The following is a 20,679-nucleotide window of genomic DNA, read 5'->3' as shown; positions in this document are numbered from 1 at the left end:
GGGCGGGATCTGTCCGGGGCATGCCGGGGCGGATCGGCGGCGCACTGAGCCACGTCGTCACGGGGGAAGCGGATCAGGGCACGCGGGGCTCGGCGGAGACGGTGGGGCGGGAGTAGTCGGCGGAGGCGGACGGGGCGGCCCCGGGCTTGTCCACGCCACTGCTGGCGGGGGGCGGCACCTGGTCCTGGCCGTTGTCCGAGGCGCCCCGGTAGACCGCGGTGAAGGCGAGGGAGACCATGCCGACGCCCATCACGAGGGCCAGCAGCCAGGCGACGGGCCGGTGCCAGCGGGCGGAGTTGCGGTAGGGGCGCAGGGAGCCGCCGTGGCGGCCGTAGGGCCCCGGGCCGTACGCGTCGTCCCCGTAGCCGTGGTCCGGGTCGTAGTCGAGGTCCTGCGGGTCGTGGTAGCCGCGGGGACCGTCGTAGGGGTCGTACGGGTCGTCGGCGCGACGGCTCCGGCGGGCGCGGGCCGCCTCGGCCTCGGCTCGGGCCTCCGCGGCGGCGAGCAGGCGCTCCACGGCGGTGGGCTCGTGGACGGGGGCCGCCCGGATGAAGTCCTCGTCGAACACCACGGAGGCGAAGTCCTCGTCCGCGCCCCCGCGGTCGTCGTCGGGCTCCCAGCCGTCAGGAAACGGCCTGCCCCCCACGTCGTCCGGCACGGATTCAGCGTAGCCCGGACGGGGGCTTTTCGGCAGGGACCCGGAGAACTCCCCCGGATCGCCCCGGTGAGCCCGGGGCGATCCGGCCGGTCCGGCGGCGAGTACGGCGCGAGGACGCCGCCGCCCGGGAGGACTCACTGGCGGACGTGTCCGTCGCCCGTGACGATGTACTTCGTCGAGGTCAGCTCGGGCAGGCCCATCGGACCCCGGGCGTGCAGCTTCTGCGTGGAAATGCCGATCTCTGCTCCGAAGCCGAACTGTCCGCCGTCTGTGAAACGGGTGGAGGCGTTCACCGCGACGGTGGTCGAATCCACCAACTGGGTGAACCGGCGGGCGGCGGCCTGCGAGGTGGTGACGATCGCCTCGGTGTGGCCGGAGGACCAGAGCCGGATGTGGGCGACCGCCGCGTCCAGGGAGTCGACGACCGCCGCGGCGATGTCGTAGGAGAGGTACTCGGTCTCCCAGTCCTCCTCCGTGGCGGCGACCACGGTGGCCTTGGTCCCCTCGGCGCGGGCGAGGACGTGTTCGTCGCCGTGGACGGTGACCCCGGCGTCGGCGAGCGCGTCCAGGGCGAGCGGCAGGAAGGCGTCCGCGACGTCCTTGTGGACGAGCAGGGTTTCGGCGGCGTTGCAGACGCTGGGCCGCTGGGCCTTGGAGTTGACCAGGATGTCGACCGCCATGGCGAGGTCCGTCCGGGCGTCGACGTAGACGTGGCAGTTGCCGGTGCCGGTCTCGATGACGGGGACGGTGGACTCCTCGACGACCGTGCGGATCAGCGAGGCGCCGCCGCGCGGGATGAGGACGTCGACCAGGCCGCGGGCCCGCATCAGTTCGCGGACGGAGTCGCGGCTCTCGCCCGGGACGAGCTGCACGGCGTCGGCGGGCAGACCCGAGCCGCCGACCGCGTCGCGCAGCACCCGGACGAGCGCGGTGTTGGAGGCGTAGGCGGAGGAGGAGCCGCGCAGCAGGACCGCGTTGCCGGACTTGAGGCAGAGGGCGGCCGCGTCGACGGTGACGTTGGGCCGGGCCTCGTAGATGATGCCGACCACACCGAGCGGGACCCGCACCTGGCGGAGGTCGATGCCGTTGGGCAGGGTCGATCCGCGCACCACCTCGCCGACCGGGTCGGGCAGGGCGGCCACGTCCCGCACGTCGGCGGCGATGGCGCGGATGCGTTCCGGAGTGAGGGTCAGGCGGTCGATGACGCCTTCGCTCGTCCCGGCCTCGCGGGCGCGCTCGACGTCCTTCGCGTTGGCTTCGACGATCTCGCCGGTCCGCACTTCGAGGGCGTCGGCGATGGCCAGCAGCGCGTCGTCCTTGGCCGCGCGCGGCAGTGGCGCGATGTCGGCGGCGGCTCCGCGGGCCCGGTAGGCGGTCTGTGCGACCGGGGAGAGGTTGTCGTAGGGCGAGAGGGTGGTCATGCCCGCAGGGTAATGCGCGCACTGCGGGCATCCGTCGCGTATCCCGTGATGCGAGACGACCGGGCCGGGCACGGCCGTCCCTCGGCGGACCGGCGGCGGCCCCATGGGTGAGCCGATCCCCGGAGGGCCGGCGGCAGGCAAATGAGCAGACGGGGCCCGCCCTCCGTACGCGGATCCGCCTTGCGTACGCGGACCCGCCCCCGGCCGACCCGCGCGTGCGCCCCGTCCGTACGCGGCGCACGCCCGTGGACCGCACCGTCAGTACGGGTGCACGCCCACGGGGGACGCGGGCGGTGGTCCGTATCCTTCGGCCACCCGCAGGTGGTAGGTCTCGCGGTCGATGACCTCCAGGCCGACGATCGCCCAGGGCGGGAGCCGGGCTGTGGAGCGGTGCTCGCCCCACAGCCGCAGCGCGACGGCGGCCGCGTCGTGCAGATCGCGGGCCTCTTCCCAGTAGCGGATCTCCGCGTGGTCGTTGGCGTAGCGGCTGGTCAGCAGGAACGGATGGTCGTGCGCGAGCTGTTCCAGGCCGCGTCTGACCTCCGCGAGCGGAGCCTCGGCGCCCGAGACGCTGAGGGTGATGTGCCAGAGCTTGGACTGCGGGGGCTCCTTACGCGCCGTCGTGACCGGATCCCGTCGGACGGTGTCCGCCGGGCGTGGGTTCCGGTCGCAGTCCGGCCCCGCTCCGACGCTCGTCAGAGTTCGGTCGGCCGTGCCTCGGGGCGGCGCCCCCGGGCGCGCTCGTCTCACCGGCGGCCTCCTGTGTGTGTTGCTGTGCGGTACCCCTGTTCCCCACAACAAAGTGGACCAGTCCACAGCGCGGCGTGGGGTGGTTTTGGGAAAGGTGCCTGCCCGAACGCCGGACTTTCAGCCGTTTCAGGGGGTGAGGCGCGGCGTAAGAATGACGAGATCGTCCCTGTGTACGACCTCGCGTTCGTAGGCGGGCCCCAGTTCGCGGGCCAGGTCCCTGGTGGAGCGGCCGAGCAGTTGGGGGATCTCCTTCGCGTCGAAGTTGACGAGTCCGCGGGCGACGGGAACGCCCTGCGGGTCGCGCAGTTCGACGGGGTCGCCGGCGCTGAACTCGCCCTCGACGGCGGAGATCCCGGCGGGGAGCAAGGAGGTGCGCCGGTCCACCACGGCCCGTACGGCGCCGTCGTCGAGGATGAGCGCGCCCTGCGGGGTGGAGGCGTGGGCAAGCCACAGGAGCCTGTCGGCGGAGCGGCGGCCGGTGCGGTGGAAGTACGTGCCGGTGTCGCGTCCGGCGAGGGCGTCGGCGGCCCGGCTGGCGGAGGTGAGGACGACGGGGATTCCGGCGGCGGTGGCGATGTTGGCGGCCTCGACCTTGGTGACCATGCCGCCGGTGCCCACGCCCGCTTTGCCTGCGCTGCCGATGGTGACGCCGGCCAGGTCGCCGGGGCCGGTGACTTCGGCGATCCGGGCGGCACCGGGGGTGCCGGGAGGGCCGTCGTAGAGGCCGTCGACGTCGGAGAGCAGGACGAGGAGGTCGGCGTGGACGAGGTGGGCGACGAGGGCGGCGAGCCGGTCGTTGTCGCCGAAGCGGATCTCGTCGGTGGCGACGGTGTCGTTCTCGTTGACGACGGGGACCGCGCCCATGTCCAGGAGCTTGTCCAGGGTGCTGTAGGCGTTGCGGTAGTGGCCGCGGCGGCTGGTGTCGTCGGCGGTGAGGAGGACCTGGCCGACGCGGACGCCGTAGCGCGCGAACGAGGCGGTGTAGCGGGCCACGAGGAGGCCCTGCCCGACGCTGGCGGCGGCCTGCTGGCGGGCGAGGTCCTTGGGCCGGCGGACGAGGCCGAGCGGGGCGAGTCCGGCGGCGATGGCTCCGCTGGAGACGAGGACGACCTCGCGTCCGCCGCCGTCCCTGACTTTGGCGAGGACGTCGACGAGGGCGTCGACCCGGTCGGCGTCGAGCCCGCCGGAGGCCGTGGTGAGCGAGGACGAGCCGACCTTGACGACGACCCTCCGGGCGCCGGTCACCGCCGACTCGCGTCCGGCGCCTCCCTTTTCGGGGAGTGCGTGGACGTCGCCTTCCGACTCGCTTGCCCCTGACACGTGCTGCCCGCCCCCATCATGTCGTTCGCACCGGCGCTGACAATCTACGCGAGGCAGTAGGGAGAGGCCGCTTCGAGCCGCTCGGAGAGGGCCGCGAAACGATCCCTTCACGTAATTTTCGGCCGTACTTCGTCAGGCTACGCTTTGTGTGTGACTGATGAACCCACCCGCACAAGGCGCATACTTCTCAGGTCGGGCAAAAGCCCTTTCGATGTGGACTCGCTCGAACAGTCCCTCCACAACGACGTCTTCGCGACGAATACAGGGAACCTGATCTTCAGCGACGCCTCGCACAAGATCCTCACAACCCCGCGGGCGGAAGTGGTCTCCAACGGGATCCGGACGGTCGCGTCCGAAGCGGAGCGCATCAATGAGGAGTACGACGTCTTCGTCATACCTCTGGCCAATGCCTTCCGTCCGTCGTTCGAGCGGTCACTGGCGCGGATGACGCAACTGATCAAGAAGCTGCGCATCCCCGTGGTCGTCCTCGGCGTCGGGGCCCAGGCCGACCTGAAGTACAACGCGGCGCGGCTGAAGCCGATGGAGCAGACGGTCAGGGAGTTCGTCACGGCGGTCCTCGACCGCAGCGCCTCCATCGGTGTCCGGGGCGAGTTCACGGAGCAGTACCTGCTGGACATGGGGTTCCGGGACGTCGAAGTCATCGGCTGCCCCTCCATGTTCATGTACGGCCAGACGTTCACGGTCGAGAAGAAGGCGGAGTCGCTCACCTCCGAGTCCCGCGTCTCGGTGAACGGCTCGCACAGCGCCGTCCGCTCGCAGGGGCTCGACCGCGTCATCCGCCAGGCCCACGAGCGCTACCCGCACCTCAGGTTCATCGGACAGAACCTCCTGGAGGCCCAGCTGCTGCACTGGCGCCAGACCTCGCACGACAGCGGCGCGCAGACCTCCATGCCGACGCACCCGTCGCATCCGATGTACCGCGAGGGCAAGGTCCGGCTCTACATCGACCCGGCCACCTGGATCAGCGAACTCCGCCCGTTCGACTTCTCCTTCGGCTCGCGCATCCACGGCAACATCGCGGCGCTGCTGGCCGGTGTCCCGAGCACCGTCCTCTGCGGCGACTCCCGGACGCTGGAGCTGTGCCGGTACTTCGGCATCCCGCACCGCAAGATCACCGAGGTCCCCAAGACCGTCGATCCCGCGGAGCTCTACGAGGCGGCCGACTTCGGTGAACTGGTGAACGGGCACAAGGAACGCTTCCTCCGCTTCACCGGGTTCATGGAGAAGAACGGCCTGGAGAACACCTTCACGCACGGCGACGGCGGTGCCGCGTTCGAGGCGCGCTTGGCCAAGCTCACTCTCCCGCCCGCCGTCCGGCCGTGGACCGACACCGACGCCGACACGCTGAGCGGCCGTTTCAGCTGGATGCAGAGCCGTCTGGAGGAGCTGTCCTCCGAGAACGCGGAGCTGCGCAAGCAACTCGACAAGAAGCTCTCCTCGGCCGGCGCCACGACGCAACCGGCCGTCCTGCCGCGGGCCTACCGAAGGGCACGCCGTGCAGTGGGACGCCCGGTCCGGAAGCTGCTGCGCCCCGAGCAGTGAGGGCGGCCGGCACGCCCTTCCATCGGCCGACCACGTCCCTCGTCGCCCGACGACCTCCCCGGTCGGGCTCAACGGGCCCGCCGCGGGGTGGACAGCACGGTGCGCGCCACCCTGCGCGCCTTGCGCTTCAGGCGTCGCATGAACATCGCGGGGGACTGGGGCTCCGGCCTCTGCGTCTTCCCACCCTTGACCCGCTCGGGAACCACCACCTCGTACGCCGAGTCGGGCAGTCCGCCCGGCTCGCCGAGGTGCGGGTAGGTGAGGTGGTAGTGGCCGCGTACGCCCTTGCGGACCGCTTCGGGCTCCTTCTTGTCCTTCATGAACTGCAGGATGTCCAGAAGGAGATCGAGCCGGCCCTCAGCCACGCACGCCAGCCGGAGCCTCTCCTGGACCTTGAGCCGACGGGCCAGCCCCGGCGTCCAGTAGTCCCGCATCAGCGGGGCGCCCAGCTCCATCTTGCGCCTCCGCACTTCCTCGCTCTGCCTGAGCATCGAAGGGCCGAACTGCGGCAGCAGGGTGACGACGAAGGGCCGGACCATCAGGACGTCCCGCTCCGGACCGGGCGGGACATGGGTGGCGATGAGCTTCGTGAGCGCCCTGGCCGAGTCGAAGCGCAGCACGTAGGTACCGCTCTTCGTCGCGTGCTTGCCGTCGTCCCGGCCCACCAGGTAGTAGCAGGGGTAGTCGGCGACGACGGAGACGCCGTCGCCGCGCAGGTACGCCTCCATGGTGAACAGGGCGTCCTCGCCCGTCTTCAGCGTCTCGTCGAAGCTCATGCCGAGCCGTAGGAGAAGGTCGCGCCGGAACAGCTTCTGCGCGCTCAGGGTGAACTTGATGTTGGACGTGTACAGATCGGCACGCTCAACGGTCTCTTTCCACATCGACTTCGGCGCACCGCGGTTGACGCCGACGATCTTTCCGAGCACCACGTCCGTGCCGGCCCGGTCCCCCATCGCGACCATGCGCTCCAGGGCTTCCTCGCCGAGGTAGTCGTCGGCGTCCAGGAAGAAGACATACCGGCCGCGCGCGAGCTTCAGGCCGACATTCCGCGGGCCGCTGGGGCCTCCGGAATTGGCCTGCCGGATGACCTGCGTGGGAATGGCCGTCCGCGCCGCGAACTCCTCCAGATACGCACCCGTACCGTCCGTGGAACCGTCGTCGACCGCGATGATCTCAAGGCGTTCGGCGCCGATCGTCTGAGCGTCCACGGACTCCAGGCACTGGATCAGATAAGGCATCGCTTCGTACGCGCCGATGATCACACTCACATCGGGAACGCCGGGCTCATCGGGCATGTTGTTCGTCCTGGTCGCGTCGGGCATGCACACCTGTCGATTCGATCATAAAGAGGGCGGATGCCCGACTCCGCATTCTTCATGCGGCAACCAGCCGAACGACCCGTGCATCTCCCCCGAGGAGAGATGCACGGGTCGTCGTGATGGTTGCCTTCATTCCGCCACTTTGATCAGACGGGTGGCTCAGTGCGCCGCGGACGTGCCCTTGGTTTCCGCGGTCTCCGCCCCGGGAACGCCCACCGCATCCGGATCCGCTGCCGCGTCGGCCTCGGCCAGCGCCTCCGACTCGCCCGTTCCGGCGCCGCTGGAGGCCGCCTCGCGGTCCGGGACGGCCAGGTCCTGGTCCGCGCCGAGACGCTGGGCGACACCGACGTTGCGCGCCTCCGCCTTGGCGGCGAGCGCCTGCGCCGCGGCGTTGAACTGCTCCATGGAGGTCGGCTCGTCCGGGCCCAGGAGGTAGTCCTTGAGCTCGCGGCGGGCCTCCGCCAGGGTGTCCGCCGCCGGGTCGGTCACCGCGGCCAGCAGCTCGGCCAGTTCCCCGGCTTCGTTGGACAGGATGACCGCGGCCCGTACGGCGGTGTTCTGCCGCTTGAACTCCTCGGCGCCGAGCGCGGCGGAGTCGGTGACCGCGTACGGCTTGCCGCTGGCGATGAAGTCGGAGACGACGCTGGAGATGTCGGACACCATGGCGTCCGACTCGTTGAAGCAGTCGTACAGCCGTACCTCGGGAGCGGTGATGACCTGGTGCTCCCACCAGCCCGTGGAGCGCCAGTAGGCCGCGTTCCACTCGTCCCGCAGCCGGACCGTCTCGGCTTCGCCCGCGACGTCGGCGACGGAGTCGCGGGCGCGTTCGGCCTCGTCACCGCCCGTGCCGCCGCCGTCGGCCAGCTCGGCCAGCCGGGCCCCGATGCGGCTCAGCTCGGCCCCGGCGGCAGCCCGCTCCCCCTGGAGCGCCGCGGCTTCCCGCACCCAGCGCGGATCGGAGGCTCGCCGGAGCGTCGCCTCCTCGATCATCGCCACGATGCGGCGGTGCGCCGCCCCGGCCTGGGCGCTGCGCGTGCCGGTGAAGGGGTGCGGCTTGTAGAGGAGCCTGACCGGCTCCTCGCTGTTCAGCAGCGTGCGGACGATGTTCTCGCCCGCCAGCAGCAGGGAGGTGTTCCCCGGGTTGTCGTCCCAGCCCTCCCAGGTGGGCGCGTACAGCACGGTCGGAATGGGGTGCGCCAGGGACCCGGAACCGGTACGGATACCGGCCAGCTGAGGGCGTCCCACCTCGACGATGTCGTCATCCCGTACGCCGACGTCGGCCAGGGCGTAGCGGTCGCGCCCGGCCCGGCCGGCGGTCCACACCTCGTCGTAGACCTTGCTGTACGGGTTGACGCTGGCCAGCTTGTCGCTGTCGCCGTGGCCGATGAAGACGTGCTTCATGGTCGGCACCCGCAGCATGTGGATGTTCTTGCCGACGTTGGCCGCGTAGAGCGCCACCCGTACCGAGGACAGGTCCAGGTTCATCAGGTGGACGCCGCCGGGCACGCACAGCACGGGAACCGAGGTGGTCCCGAGCTGGCTCAGGATGGCGCGCTCGCGCAGGAAGATCAGCGGGCGGCCCTCCAGCTTCCCCACGGTCTCCAGCCACATGTTGACCTGGTAGGCCGAGTCGCGGGATCCGGAGAAGTACAGGATGACGGTCGGCCGGTACACGCGCAGCCAGTCGTCGACCGCGGCGAGGACCTTCGTGTCCGACGGCGCGAGGCGGCTGGGACGGAGGTACGGCAGCAGCATGGCGAGGTAGGCGAGGGCGCCGGCCAGGGTGAGGGCGAGACCGACGTAGGCGAAGACGTCGCGGTCGGTGATCACGGCCACCAGCACGCCGACCATGGCGAAGAGGTCCAGGTGCAGCATCTTCTCGGCCGGACGGCTCATCAGCCGCTGCGGCGGAGCGTCGGCGATGGCGATGTCGGCCAGGTCGACGTTGCGCGTGACCACCGGCAGCTTGCGGCGCAGCCGGATCAGGGTGACCATCGCGCTCTGCGGCACCTGGAGCGCGTAGAAGGCCAGCAGGCCGGCGACCGTCACGTAGAAGAGGGGCTCATCGCCGTATCCCATGCGCGACAGCAGCAGGATCAGCAGCAGTTGACGCACCAGGAAGCGGATGGAGAGACCGGCGCGCACCGCGGCGAGACGGTTGATGAGGTAGCTGCCGCAGTGGTGCAGATAGCGGTCAGCCGCATAGGTGACCAGCAGGGCCGGGACGAAGACCCACACATTGGGGAGGATCGCCGCCAGCATGACGCTGGGGTATCCAAGGCCGACCAGGAGCGCGGCGGCCAGTTCCGTACCGCTGCCGACACGAGCCAGACGAATGGCTTTCGAAATCACGAAGTACCGCTCCCGAAAAATGCCGACTCAGATGAGTTTATGGGGAAAGCGTGAAGAAAGGCTCCACGATTTCGGGCCCGGGAACTCGCGTGAGGGCGATTTCCCGGGCCCGAACAGTCGATCGTCAATGATTACACATCTGATTGACGGTCCAGCACGGAGGCGAGCGCCTGCTCGAACCCGGAGGATTCGGCGGCCCCCGCCGTCGGGTCCTGCTGCCGCACGTCGATGACGTGACCGGTCAGTGCGGAGAGCAGGACGTCCAGCGAGGTGCGGGCCACGGCCTCCGAGGAGAGCAGCGAGCCCTCCGGCTCCTGGCCGAACGCCTTGGTGCGCATCGGCGTCGCGGTCCGCTCCGGGTTGACGCAGTTGACGCGGATGCCCTCCCCCGCCCACTCGTCGGCGAGCGCCTGGGTGAGGTTGACCATGGCGGCCTTGGTCGAGGAGTAGAGGCTGTACTCGGCGCGGCCCCGGGTGTAGCTGCTGGAGGTGTAGAGCAGCAACTGGCCCTTGGTCTCCACCAGGTACTTGTACGAGGCGCGCGCGATCTGCACGGGGGCCAGGTAGTTGACGTTCAGCGCTTCCTGGATCGTCGTGTTGTCGGTCTCGGCCAGCTTGCCGATCCGCAGCACGCCCGCGGTGTTGATGACGTAGTCGATCCGCCCGGTCTCGCCGTACGCGGTGGAGAGCGCGTCGTCCACGTGCTCCGGGTTCTCCACGTGCGTTCCCGTGGTGGAGCGGCCCAGTGCGTAGACCTTGGCGCCGTAGCTCTCGGCGAGGGCCGCGATGTCGGCGCCGATGCCGTACGAACCGCCGAACACGACGAGGGTCTTCCCCTCCAGCAGCTCCCGGTAGGCGGCCTCGTCGGCCTGGCGCGGGGCGGCGGTGGAGGCAAGCTGGAAGAGCTTGTCCGTGATGAAGACGTCGACCGGCTGGGTCACCTTCATGTTGTACTCGTCGCCCGCGACCACATGGATCGGCACGTCGGGGAGGTACTTGAGGACCACCGAACAGTCGTCGGTGGCCTGGAAGTTGGGGTCGCCCGCCGCGATCTCGTACGCCTTGCGGATCGTGGAGAGCTTGAACGCCTGGGGCGTCTGGCCGCGGCGCAGCCGGGAGCGGTCGGGGACGTCGGTGATGAACTCGCCGTCCTCACCGTGCGTACGGGTCACGATGATCGTGTCCGCGGACGGGATGGCGACGTCGACGGCCTGGTAGCGCCCCAGCGCGTCGACGCAGTCCTTGATCACACGCTGTGACAGCAGGGGGCGGACCGCGTCATGGAAGAGGACGTTGCGGTCCTCGCCCTCGGCGAGCCCCTCGCCGAGGGCCGCGATGGCGCGCTCGGTGGTCTCGTTGCGGGTGGTGCCGCCCTCGATGACCCGCGTGACCTTGGTCAGTCCGGCCTTCGCCACGATCTTCTCGACGTCGGGGACGAAGCCCGGCGCCATCAGCACGATGACGTCGTCGATGCCCTCGGCGTTCTCGAAGATGGTCAGCGTGTGCTCGATGACGGCCTTACCGGCGATCTTCAGCAACTGCTTGGGGATCGACAGGCCGACGCGCTGGCCGGTCCCACCGGCGAGCACGACCGCTGTGGTCCGGGGCTTGGCTTCATGCGGCACAGACACAGACGACCTACCTTGCTATGACAGGGGGAACAGTGTGATGGTCGCACTCTCCGTGACCGTCTCGCAAGGTGGACGTCATCCGTCACTCGCCCCGCCGACGCCCTCAGTTCACCCTCTGGCCAGGGAGGTTGGGCGCCACGGGGCGTTGCGCGGGGTGATCGACCCCACAGATGTGTTGCGTAATCGGCACATGAGCGGAACCCGCACCCGGCGTGACCGGCGAAAACCGCCGACGCCAGGCCCCGAGACTACCGGACGGCCCGTCTCCGGAGAGACGGGCCGGGGGCTGCCGGCGGGAAGGCCGCCGCCGGAGAGCGGCGAACTCCCCGCCGGCGGTTCCCGCAAGCCGGAGGCTCCTAGAAGGGGTCGAACTCGTCGTACTCCTTCTGCGCGTCGTCGCGCTCGGCCTCGCGGTCCCTGCGGCGCTGCGCCGCGGGGCGCGGGGCCTCCATGCGGTGGTCCTCGCCGCGACGGCCGAGCATCTCGGCGCCGGCCTGCACGGTCGGCTCCCAGTCGAAGACGACGGCGTTGTCCTCGGGGCCGATGGCGACGCCGTCGCCGGCCCGTGCGCCCGCCTTGACCAGCGCGTCCTCGACGCCGAGGCGGTTGAGCCGGTCCGCGAGGTAGCCGACGGCCTCGTCGTTGTTGAAGTCGGTCTGGCGCACCCAGCGTTCGGGCTTCTCGCCGCGTACGCGGTAGAGGTCCTCGCCCTCCGCGGTGACCGTGAAGCCCGCGTCGTCGACCGCCTTCGGGCGGATGACGATGCGGGTCGCCTCCTCCTTCGGCTTGGCGGCGCGCGCCTCGGCGATGATCCCGGCGAGCGCGTAGGACAGCTCGTTGAGGCCCTTGTGCGCGATCGCGGAGACCTCGAAGACGCGGTAGCCGCGGGCCTCCAGGTCGGGGCGGATCATGTCGGCGAGGTCCTGGCCGTCGGGGATGTCGACCTTGTTGAGGGCGACGATGCGGGGCCTGTCCTCCAGGCCGCCGTACTGGCGCAGCTCCTCCTCGATGATGTCGAGGTCGGAGACGGGGTCGCGGTCGGACTCCAGGGTGGCGGTGTCCAGGACGTGCACGAGGACCGAGCAGCGCTCGACGTGGCGCAGGAACTCCAGGCCGAGGCCCTTGCCCTGGCTGGCGCCGGGGATGAGCCCGGGGACGTCCGCGATGGTGTAGACGGTCGAACCGGCCGTGACGACGCCGAGGTTCGGTACGAGGGTGGTGAACGGGTAGTCCGCGATCTTCGGCTTGGCCGCCGAGAGCACCGAGATCAGCGAGGACTTGCCGGCGCTCGGGTAGCCGACGAGCGCCACGTCGGCGACGGTCTTGAGCTCCAGGACGATGTCCCGGCTCTCCCCCGGCTCACCGAGCAGCGCGAAGCCCGGCGCCTTGCGTCGGGCCGAGGCCAGCGCCGCGTTGCCGAGGCCGCCGCGGCCGCCCTGACCGGCCACGAAGGTGGTCCCCTGGCCGATGAGGTCGGCGAGGACGTTCCCCGCCCTGTCGAGGACGACGGTGCCGTCGGGGACCGGCAGGACCAGGTCCTGGCCGTCCTTGCCGGAGCGGTTGTCGCCTGCGCCGGGCTGGCCGTTGGTGGCCTTGCGGTGGGGGTGGTGGTGGTAGTCGAGCAGCGTGGTCACGGCCTGGTCGACGACGAGGATCACATCGCCGCCCCGTCCGCCGTTGCCCCCGTCGGGGCCTCCCAGCGGCTTGAACTTCTCACGGTGGACGGAGGCGCAGCCGTGGCCTCCGTTACCCGCGGCGGCATGCAGCTCGACGCGGTCCACGAAGGTGGTCATGGTCAGTGCCTCCAGGTACAGCGGGAAAAAGCGGAATTGTCTCTGTCGTAACACGCCGAGGGCGGACCCGCTTCCCCGTTCACCGGGAAAGCTGCGGTCCGCCCTCGGAAGGTGCTGTGCCGTTCGGCGCGCGTCGAGAAGAACTCAGACGGCGAGCGGAACGATGTTCACGACCTTGCGGCCACGGTGCGTGCCGAACTCGACCGCACCGGCGGCGAGCGCGAACAGCGTGTCGTCGCCGCCACGGCCGACGCCCGTGCCCGGGTGGAAGTGGGTGCCGCGCTGGCGGACCAGGATCTCACCGGCGTTGACGGCCTGACCGCCGAAGCGCTTCACGCCGAGCCGCTGAGCATTGGAATCGCGCCCGTTCCGAGTGGACGATGCGCCCTTCTTGTGTGCCATGTGTTCTCAGTCCCTTACTTCGCGGCCGTGGGGATACCGGTGACCTTGATCGCCGTGTACTGCTGGCGGTGACCCTGGCGACGGCGGTAGCCGGTCTTGTTCTTGTAGCGAAGGATGTCGATCTTCGCGCCCTTGTGGTGGTCCACGATCTCGGCCGTGACCTTGATGCCGTCCAGCACCCACGGGTCGCTGGTGACCGCGTCACCGTCGACAACGAGCAGGGTCGAGAGCTCGACCGTGTCGCCAACCTTGGCAGTGGAAATCTTGTCAACCTCAACGATGTCGCCGACAGCAACCTTGTGCTGGCGACCACCGCTGCGCACGATGGCGTACACGCGGATCTCTCTCTCGCTCGGAACGGAACCCCTGATGCCAGCCGCCCGCGCGGGCCGGGGCCCGAGTCGATCCGGAAGGATGAGCGGCCTCTCCTGGTGGACGGCGCGAACACCGATCGCGACCGGGAGGGATGTGCTCAGGGGTGGATGTGTCGAAGAAACACACCGAGGGTCAAGGTTACGGGGCGGGGGTGTGGGGGTCAAACCGGCCCCTGGCCCGTCCGACCCACGGGTGCGGCCGAGGTGGTACGCCGATGCCTCGGACCGCCACCTCCGGCCTCCGCCTCCGCCGCGGACCACGGAGGAGCCGCGCTCGCCGCTCATGCCGTACGGCGCCCCGTCGGCCCTACGGCGTCCAGCGCCCGCCTCCCGTCCCCCGGGAATGACGGGCCCGGCCGGCGAGAACACCACGGCCGGACACGCGGACGGTCCGCCCCCAGGTGCTCGGGGCGGACCGTCCGCGAGGAAGGCGGAGAACGTCAGCCGGCCGACGCCTCACCCTCCGGGGAACCGGTGGAGGCGTTCACCGAGGGCGACGACTGCTGCTCGGCGGCGACGGTCTTCTTCGTCGCCTTCTTCGCCGCGGTCTTCGCCGTCGTCTTCTTGGCGGCCGTCTTCTTCGCGGCCGTCTTCTTGGCCGCCGCCTTCTTGGCCGGGGCCTTCTTGGCGGCGGTCTTGCGTGCCGTCTTCTTCGCCGGTGCGGCCCCCGCGGATTCGGAATCCGTCACTCCGGACTCCGGGGTTCCCTCCGGGGCCCGGTCGTCCGCCTCCGGGGCCTTCGCCTCGGACGCCGTGTCGACCACGACCACCGCCGCGTCGTCCCCGCCGGTGGGCGAACCCGCCGGAGCGGTGACCTTGCGCGTCACCCGGCGACGGGCACGCGGCGGCGCGGCCACCGGGGCCTCGGGTGCGGGCTCCGCCGGGGCCTCGACGGCCGGCGTCTCCGCGGCGGCCGGCTCCACGACCGGGTCCTCCACCGCGACCGGGTCCGCGGCGGGCTCGGCCGGCTGTACCGGCTCCGCCGCCTCGGCCTGCTTCGGCGCACCCGCCGGGGCGGTCGCCTTACGGGTGGCCCGGCGGCGCGTACGGCCCTGGGGCGCGGCCTCGGCCGGCGCCTCCGGAACCTCGGCGGCGGGGGCCTCCGCGACCGGGGTCTCGGCCGCCGGGGCCTCGACCACCGGCTCGGGCGTCGGTTCGGCGGCAGGGGCCTCGGCCTTCGGGGCGCCGGCCGGAGCCGACGCCTTGCGCGAGGCGCGGCGGCGGCCACGGCCGCGCGTGGCGGCCGCCTCCGCCTCGGCGGGGCTGCCGTAGAACTCGTCGTCCTCGCGGACCGCGGGCTCCACGGCCACCGGGGCGGCGACCTCGGCGGCCAGTTCGGCCTCGGTCTCCACGGCCTCGGTCTCCGAGGTCTCGGCGGAGGCGTGGTCCTGGGAGCCGTGGTCCTGGGAGCCGTGGTCCTGGGAGCCGTGGTCCTGGGAGCCGTGGTCGTGACCGTGGTCGTGGTCCTGGCCCGCGCCACCGCGGCGCTTCTTGGACTTCTTGCCGCCGCCACCGCCGCCCGGGGACGTCGGCTGCTCCATGTGGACGATGACACCGCGCCCGTTGCAGTGCACGCAGGTCTCGGAGAAGGACTCCAGCAGGCCCTGGCCCACCCGCTTGCGGGTCATCTGGACCAGGCCGAGCGAGGTGACCTCGGCCACCTGGTGCTTGGTGCGGTCACGGCCCAGGCACTCCAGGAGCCGCCGCAGGACCAGGTCCCGGTTGGACTCCAGCACCATGTCGATGAAGTCGACGACGACGATGCCGCCGAGGTCGCGCAGCCGCAGCTGGCGCACGATCTCCTCGGCCGCCTCCAGGTTGTTCCTGGTGACGGTCTCCTCCAGGTTGCCGCCCTGGCCGGTGAACTTGCCGGTGTTGACGTCGACGACGACCATCGCCTCGGTCTTGTCGATCACCAGCGAACCGCCGCTCGGCAGGTAGACCTTGCGGTCCAGCGCCTTCATCAGCTGCTCGTCGATGCGGTACGTCGCGAAGACGTCGACCTCGGAGGTCCAGCGGGAGAGCCGCTCGGTGAGGTCGGGCGCGACGTGCGAGACGTATCCGTGGATGGTCTCCCACGCCTCGTCACCGCTCACGATGACCTTGGAGAAGTCCTCGTTGAAGATGTCGCGGACCACCCGGACGGTCATGTCCGGCTCGCCGTAGAGCAGCGTCGGGGCGTTCGAGGAGCTGGTGCCCTTGGCCTTCTTCTGGATGTCCGCCCACTGCTGCTGGAGGCGCTCGACGTCGCGGCGCAGCTCGTCCTCGCTCGCGCCCTCGGCGGCGGTGCGCACGATGACGCCCGCGTCCTCGGGAACGATCTTCTTGAGGATGGTCTTCAGGCGGGAGCGCTCGGTGTCGGGCAGCTTGCGGCTGATCCCGGTCATGGAGCCCTCGGGCACGTAGACCAGGTAGCGGCCGGGCAGCGAGACCTGGCTGGTCAGCCGCGCGCCCTTGTGGCCGATCGGATCCTTGGTCACCTGGACCAGGACGGACTGGCCGGACTTGAGCGCGGTCTCGATGCGGCGCGGCCCGTGAGCCATGCCGAGCGCCTCGAAGTTGACCTCACCGGCGTACAGGACGGCGTTGCGGCCCTTGCCGATGTCGACGAAGGCGGCCTCCATGGACGGCAGCACGTTCTGGACCTTGCCCAGGTAGACGTTGCCGACGTAGCTGGTGGACTGCTCCTTGTTGACGTAGTGCTCGACGAGCACGTTGTCCTCGAGGACGCCGATCTGGGTGCGCTCGCCGTTCTGGCGGACGACCATCACGCGCTCGACGGCCTCGCGGCGGGCGAGGAACTCGGCCTCGGTGATGATCGGGACCCGGCGGCGGCCCTGCTCGCGGCCCTCGCGGCGGCGCTGCTTCTTGGCCTCCATCCGGGTCGAGCCCTTGATGGACTGGACCTCGTCGAAGCCGGTGCCCGGCTCGCGCTCCTCCTTCTTGCGGGGCTCGCGGACCTTGACGACCGTACGCTCCGGGTCGTCGGAGGTGCCGTGGTCCGCGTCGGCGGCCGCGTCACCGCTGCGGCGGCGGCGACGGCGGCGACGGCGGGAGCTGCTGCTCGAACCGGAGGCCGAGGCGTCGTCGTCCTCGTCGCTCTCGTCGGCCGTCTCCTGCGCCTGGCCCCGGCCGCCGTCCTGCTCGTCCTCGGCGCGGGTCTCCTCGGCGCCGGTGCGGGCGGGGGCGTCGTCGGTGTTCTCGTCGTCCGTGTCGTGGGCCTCACCGCGACGGCGGCGGCGGCCACCTCGGCGGCGGCGGCGCGAGGGGCGGTCGCCGTACTCGTCGGCGTCGTCGTCGTGCTCGTCGGCCTCCGCCTCCGCCTCGGCCTCGGGGGCCTCGGCCGCGGGCGTCCCCACCGGGGCGGCCTGCTCGGCGGCGTCGGACTCGCCGCGGCGGCGACGGCGACGGCGCGAGCCGCCCTGCGGCGCGGCCTCGGCGGGCGCGGCGCTCTGCTCGGAGCCGGTCTGCTCCTCGACCTCGTCGGCCTCGTCGTACGGGGAGGCGGAGCCGGCGGCGGCAGCCGCGGCGGCGGCCGTCTCGGGGGTCTGGAACATGGGCTCGGCGAAGACCGGGGCCTGGAAGACGGCGACGGCGGGGCGCGTCGCACGGCGGCTCCGGCGCGTCGGCTCCTCGGTCTTCGCGGTGAACTCGGGGCTGCCCGCGGCGGCGGTGGCCCGGCGGCGGCGCCGTCCGCGCGGGGCCGCCTCCTCGACCTCGTCGGTCTCGGCGGCCAGCTCCTCGGCGACGGCGGCGGGCAGGCTCTCGCCGGACTCGACGGGCTCCTCCGCGACGTCGGCGGAGTCGGCGACGTCGGCGGACCCAACGGCTCCGGCAGCCTCGGCGGGCTGCGGCGAACCGGCGGGCGCGGACGCCTTGCGGGAGGCGCGGCGACGGCCGCGCGGGGCCGGGGCCTCCTCGGCGGTCTCGGCCTCGACGGCGGCCGGGGCGGCGGGTTCGGCGGCCCGGACCTGCTCCGGCTCGCTCACGGACGCGGCGGCCTGCGGGGCGCCGGCCGGAGCGGAGGCACGGCGGCGGGTGCGGCCGCGGGGAGCGGCGGGCTCCGCGGCGGCGGCGGGCTCCTCGGCAGGAGCATCGGCGGCGGGCTCGACCACGACGACGGCCTCCTCGGCGGGCTGCGGGGCGCCTGCCGGCGAGGTGGCCTTGCGGGAGGCGCGACGGCGGCGGGGCGCCGGGGCCTCCTCCGGGGTCTCCACGGCGGCCACGGCCTCTTCCTCGGGCTCGGTCTCGGGCTCGGCGGCGGCCTCCACCGGTGCCTCGACGACCTCGGCGGCCTCCGGCGAACCGGCCGGGGCCGTCGCCTTGCGGACCGCGCGGCGGCGGGCGCGCGGCGCGGGGGCGGCCGGCTCCTCGTCGGCGACGGGCTGCGCGGGAGCCTCGGCGACCGGGGCGGTCTCGGCGGCGGGCCCGGGCTCGGCGGTCTCCGCCTGCGGCGGGGCGCCGGCGGGCGCGGTGGACTTGCGCACGGCGCGGCGGCGGGTGCGGGCGGGGGGCGCGGCCTCGGCGGCCGTCTCCCCGGGCGTGTCGTCCACTGCGGGAGCGGCGGACGCGTCAGCCGGTATGGCCGGCGTGACGTCCTCGGCGGCGGGCGCGGCGCCACCGGGCGGACCGGCGGGGCGGGAGGCGGCGCGGCGCCGACGGCGCGGCGGCAGCTTGTCGCCGGGGGTGTTCTCTTCGTTGTTCCCGGTCGTGCCGGGTTCGTTCGGCTGAGGCATGCGGGCGTTTCTCCCGTCGTGCTCCCGGGCGCCGCGTCGTATTCCGGTCCGGCCGGTCCGCAGTGGTGCGATACCGCCGTCCGGGGCGCGGGCGCCGCACAGGAGCTGATGTCTGGCTCGCCGGTTCCGTACGCGGTGTGCGTACGGCCTGGCGAAAGTCTTGTGGGTCAGTGCGCGGCCCGGCCCAGGTGGCTCCCGAGTCATGGGGCTGCGCCACGACGACCGTCCTACGCGGAACCTGCACCTTCCGGCGCCGTCGCGACGGCTGCCCCGGCGACCGCGGGATGTGCGGTCGGGGCGGCCTCGCGGTCGGGCGCGAGCGGGTCGGTCACCGTGCCGGTCTCCTCGTCGAAGAGCCCCTGCGCCAGCCTCGTCACCGCTGCGGGGACGGGCGGCGCCAGGTCGGCCACAGCTCGGAGGCCGGACAGGACGTCGTCGGGTCGCACGGCGGGTGTCACGTGCCGCACAACCAGGCGCAGTATCGCACAGGGCCGCTCACCCGGCCTATCGTCCGGACCGTCGCCGACCCGCAGGTCCGCGACGGCGGCGCGGGCGTCGAACGTCCGGATGCCGTTCTTCGCCTTGCGCTGAACCTCGACGGTCTCCGCGTCGTTGAAGGCCGCCACCGCGGGGCGCACGTCCTCGGGGTCGACGCCGTCCAGGCGCATCTCCCAGACGGAGGCGGTGAGCCGTTCGGCCAGGCCGGACGTGCGCGCCTCCACCGCGTCGACGATGTCGAGGCCGGTCGGCATCGACGCGTCGAGCAGGCCGCGCAGGGTCTCGGGGTCCCGCGCCTCGGTGAGGGCGATCTCCAGGAACTCGGCCTCGCTGCCCGTGCCGGTGGGTGCGGCGTTGGCGTAGGAGACCTTGGGGTGCGGGGTGAAGCCCGCGGAGTACGCCATCGGTACCTCGGAGCGGCGCAGTGCCCGCTCGAAGGCCCGTTGGAAGTCTCGGTGACTGGTGAACCGGAGGCGGCCGCGCTTGGTGTAGCGCAGTCGGATGCGCTGCACTGCCGGTGCGGGCGGCGGGCCTTCGGGCTGTCGCTTGCCCAGTGGTTCTTCTCCTCGGTGCGGGGCGGGCGCGGTGGCGCGCCGCCCACGAAATTCGGGTCGCCCCGGGGTGCCGCTCCGGCTCACCCCCGCCCGGCGATTTTCTCGCCGAGCAGCGGGGTCTCGGACGCCTGCGCCGCGCTGGGGACAGTCGTTGTACTACCCAGAGTACGCGCAGGGACCCCCCTCGGTTCCCCGGACCGTGCGGCGGCCGGGGAGCCGCCCAGCGCCCGCCAGGCGTCGCGGCGCGCCCGGCGCACGGTTTCCCGGACGCTCGCGAGGGCCGTGCGGGCGGCCCGGCCCGCCTCGGCGGCGGCGCGCCGGGCGGGGACCCACAGGGAATCGCGCAGGAAGTGGCCGACCGGGGTGCACAGGGTGCGGTACCCCCAGGCGACCGGGGCGACGAGCAGGGTCAGGACCAGCCACGCCAGGGCCCGCCCGACCGCCCGGGAGACGTAGCCGGCGATCCGCCACGCGACGGCGAGCGCGTCCCCGATCTCCCGGCCCACCGGGACGAGGATGCGGCGGTACGTCCAGGAGAGCGGCGCCACGACCAGCGTCACCACCAGCCACGCGACGGCGAGGCCGACTCCGCGCCCGGTGGCGGCGAGCCCCCGCCAGACCTGGTCCAGGAGCCACTCCGTCCCCTGCCACAGCCGGGTGAGGACCCACGCCGCGCCGCGGCCGAGCGGGGTGAGGACGCCGGTGTACAGCCACACCACCGGCACGACGAGCCCGTACCGCACCACCGGGACGAGCACGTACCGCCACCCGGAGCCCAGCGGCACGATCACCAGCACGGTGAAGAGCCGGGCGAGGGCGGTGGCGAGTGCGCGGGCGGCCGGGGCCAGCAGGGCCGTGCCGGTCCATCGCAGGCCGCGGCCCAGCGGGGTGAGGACGTGGGTGTACAGCCACACCGCGGGGACGGCGACGCCGTAGCGGGCGACGGGGACGATCACGTACCGCCACAGACCGGTCCACGGCCACACCAGCAGAGCGACGGCCAGCCAGGCCGCGGCTTTGCCCAGGGGCGCGAGGACCCAGGTGTACAGCCAGGTCAGCGGGGTCAGGAGCAGCGTGTCGGCCAGCCACAGCAGCGCCCGGCCGAGCGGGCGGAGCAGTACGCGTCCGGCACCGTGCCACAGCGCGGTGAGCGCGTCCCAGAGCAGTCGGGCGGGCAGGACGAGCACCAGGACGACGATCCGCACGGGGATCCTGATCAGCGTGGCCAGGATGCTCTCGCCCGGCTCGTAGCCCTGGGGCGCCTGGTGTCTGCCGTAGTGCGCGTCCGAGTCCATGCCCTCAGTGACG

The 20,679-nt window shown here is 72.2% G+C and carries 14 protein-coding genes; 1 reads left to right on the top strand and 13 read right to left on the bottom strand.

Annotated features, from left to right (window positions below; translation table 11 throughout):
• Window positions 1-73: 73 nt before the first annotated feature.
• From IF19_RS0108865 to proB, 4 genes are all read right to left on the bottom strand, one after another.
• Window positions 74-658, bottom strand: coding sequence for an SCO2584 family spore wall biosynthesis protein (locus IF19_RS0108865; RefSeq protein WP_030119186.1), 585 nt, complete (start codon window positions 656-658; stop codon window positions 74-76).
• 134 nt (window positions 659-792) lie between these two features.
• A complete protein-coding gene (locus IF19_RS0108860; protein WP_030119187.1) occupies window positions 793-2,079 on the bottom strand; it encodes a glutamate-5-semialdehyde dehydrogenase in 1,287 nt (428 codons plus the stop codon).
• 258 nt (window positions 2,080-2,337) lie between these two features.
• Window positions 2,338-2,829 (bottom strand): hypothetical protein, encoded by a 492-nt coding sequence (locus IF19_RS0108855; RefSeq protein ID WP_030119188.1) that lies wholly within the window; start codon window positions 2,827-2,829, stop codon window positions 2,338-2,340.
• Between the two features lie 126 nt (window positions 2,830-2,955).
• Entirely contained in the window at window positions 2,956-4,074 is a 1,119-nt protein-coding gene (gene proB, locus IF19_RS0108850; RefSeq protein ID WP_030120585.1) for a glutamate 5-kinase, read from the bottom strand.
• Window positions 4,075-4,362: 288 nt separating this feature from the next.
• Here proB and IF19_RS0108845 point away from each other — a divergent pair, with 288 nt between their 5' ends.
• Window positions 4,363-5,712 (top strand): polysaccharide pyruvyl transferase family protein, encoded by a 1,350-nt coding sequence (locus IF19_RS0108845; protein ID WP_229321009.1) that lies wholly within the window; start codon window positions 4,363-4,365, stop codon window positions 5,710-5,712.
• A gap of 68 nt (window positions 5,713-5,780) precedes the next feature.
• Here IF19_RS0108845 and IF19_RS0108840 read toward each other — a convergent pair whose 3' ends face one another.
• The 9 genes from IF19_RS0108840 to IF19_RS0108800 form a co-directional block, all read right to left on the bottom strand.
• Window positions 5,781-7,034: a glycosyltransferase family 2 protein gene (locus tag IF19_RS0108840; RefSeq protein ID WP_032746074.1), complete on the bottom strand. Its 1,254-nt coding sequence runs from the start codon at window positions 7,032-7,034 to the stop codon at window positions 5,781-5,783.
• Between the two features lie 156 nt (window positions 7,035-7,190).
• Window positions 7,191-9,383, bottom strand: a complete 2,193-nt coding sequence (locus tag IF19_RS0108835; RefSeq protein WP_030119193.1) for a hypothetical protein — start codon at window positions 9,381-9,383, stop codon at window positions 7,191-7,193.
• Window positions 9,384-9,514: 131 nt separating this feature from the next.
• Window positions 9,515-11,014 carry a bifunctional cytidylyltransferase/SDR family oxidoreductase gene (locus IF19_RS0108830; protein ID WP_030119194.1) on the bottom strand — a complete coding sequence of 500 codons (1,500 nt, stop codon included), beginning with the start codon at window positions 11,012-11,014 and terminating at the stop codon, window positions 9,515-9,517.
• A gap of 356 nt (window positions 11,015-11,370) precedes the next feature.
• Complete coding sequence (obgE, locus tag IF19_RS0108825) at window positions 11,371-12,807, bottom strand: GTPase ObgE (RefSeq protein WP_030119195.1); 1,437 nt, start codon at window positions 12,805-12,807, stop codon at window positions 11,371-11,373.
• A gap of 144 nt (window positions 12,808-12,951) precedes the next feature.
• Window positions 12,952-13,209, bottom strand: coding sequence for a 50S ribosomal protein L27 (rpmA, locus tag IF19_RS0108820; RefSeq protein WP_026291105.1), 258 nt, complete (start codon window positions 13,207-13,209; stop codon window positions 12,952-12,954).
• A gap of 14 nt (window positions 13,210-13,223) precedes the next feature.
• A complete protein-coding gene (rplU, locus tag IF19_RS0108815) occupies window positions 13,224-13,544 on the bottom strand; it encodes a 50S ribosomal protein L21 (RefSeq protein WP_010062939.1) in 321 nt (106 codons plus the stop codon).
• Between the two features lie 479 nt (window positions 13,545-14,023).
• Window positions 14,024-18,319 carry an Rne/Rng family ribonuclease gene (locus IF19_RS0108810; protein ID WP_030277153.1) on the bottom strand — a complete coding sequence of 1,432 codons (4,296 nt, stop codon included), beginning with the start codon at window positions 18,317-18,319 and terminating at the stop codon, window positions 14,024-14,026.
• A gap of 227 nt (window positions 18,320-18,546) precedes the next feature.
• Window positions 18,547-19,329 carry a TIGR03936 family radical SAM-associated protein gene (locus tag IF19_RS0108805; RefSeq protein WP_030118921.1) on the bottom strand — a complete coding sequence of 261 codons (783 nt, stop codon included), beginning with the start codon at window positions 19,327-19,329 and terminating at the stop codon, window positions 18,547-18,549.
• A gap of 122 nt (window positions 19,330-19,451) precedes the next feature.
• Window positions 19,452-20,666 (bottom strand): hypothetical protein, encoded by a 1,215-nt coding sequence (locus tag IF19_RS0108800; protein ID WP_030118920.1) that lies wholly within the window; start codon window positions 20,664-20,666, stop codon window positions 19,452-19,454.
• Window positions 20,667-20,679: the final 13 nt, after the last annotated feature.

Origin of the sequence: Streptomyces californicus, assembly GCF_000717645.1 — a bacterium.
Lineage (GTDB): Bacteria > Actinomycetota > Actinomycetes > Streptomycetales > Streptomycetaceae > Streptomyces > Streptomyces californicus.
The sequence above is the reverse complement of the archived record's forward strand: the minus strand, read 5'-3'. Positions and strand labels throughout refer to the sequence as shown.

What these genes read in the sequence shown, in the direction of transcription:
- rpmA (WP_026291105.1), bottom strand. Translation starts at nt 13,209, where the DNA reads ATGGCACACAAGAAGGGCGCATCGTCCACTCGGAACGGGCGCGATTCC.
- IF19_RS0108840 (WP_032746074.1), bottom strand. Translation starts at nt 7,034, where the DNA reads ATGCCCGACGCGACCAGGACGAACAACATGCCCGATGAGCCCGGCGTT.
- IF19_RS0108810 (WP_030277153.1), bottom strand. Translation starts at nt 18,319, where the DNA reads ATGCCTCAGCCGAACGAACCCGGCACGACCGGGAACAACGAAGAGAAC.
- IF19_RS0108800 (WP_030118920.1), bottom strand. Translation starts at nt 20,666, where the DNA reads ATGGACTCGGACGCGCACTACGGCAGACACCAGGCGCCCCAGGGCTAC.
- IF19_RS0108860 (WP_030119187.1), bottom strand. Translation starts at nt 2,079, where the DNA reads ATGACCACCCTCTCGCCCTACGACAACCTCTCCCCGGTCGCACAGACC.
- obgE (WP_030119195.1), bottom strand. Translation starts at nt 12,807, where the DNA reads ATGACCACCTTCGTGGACCGCGTCGAGCTGCATGCCGCCGCGGGTAAC.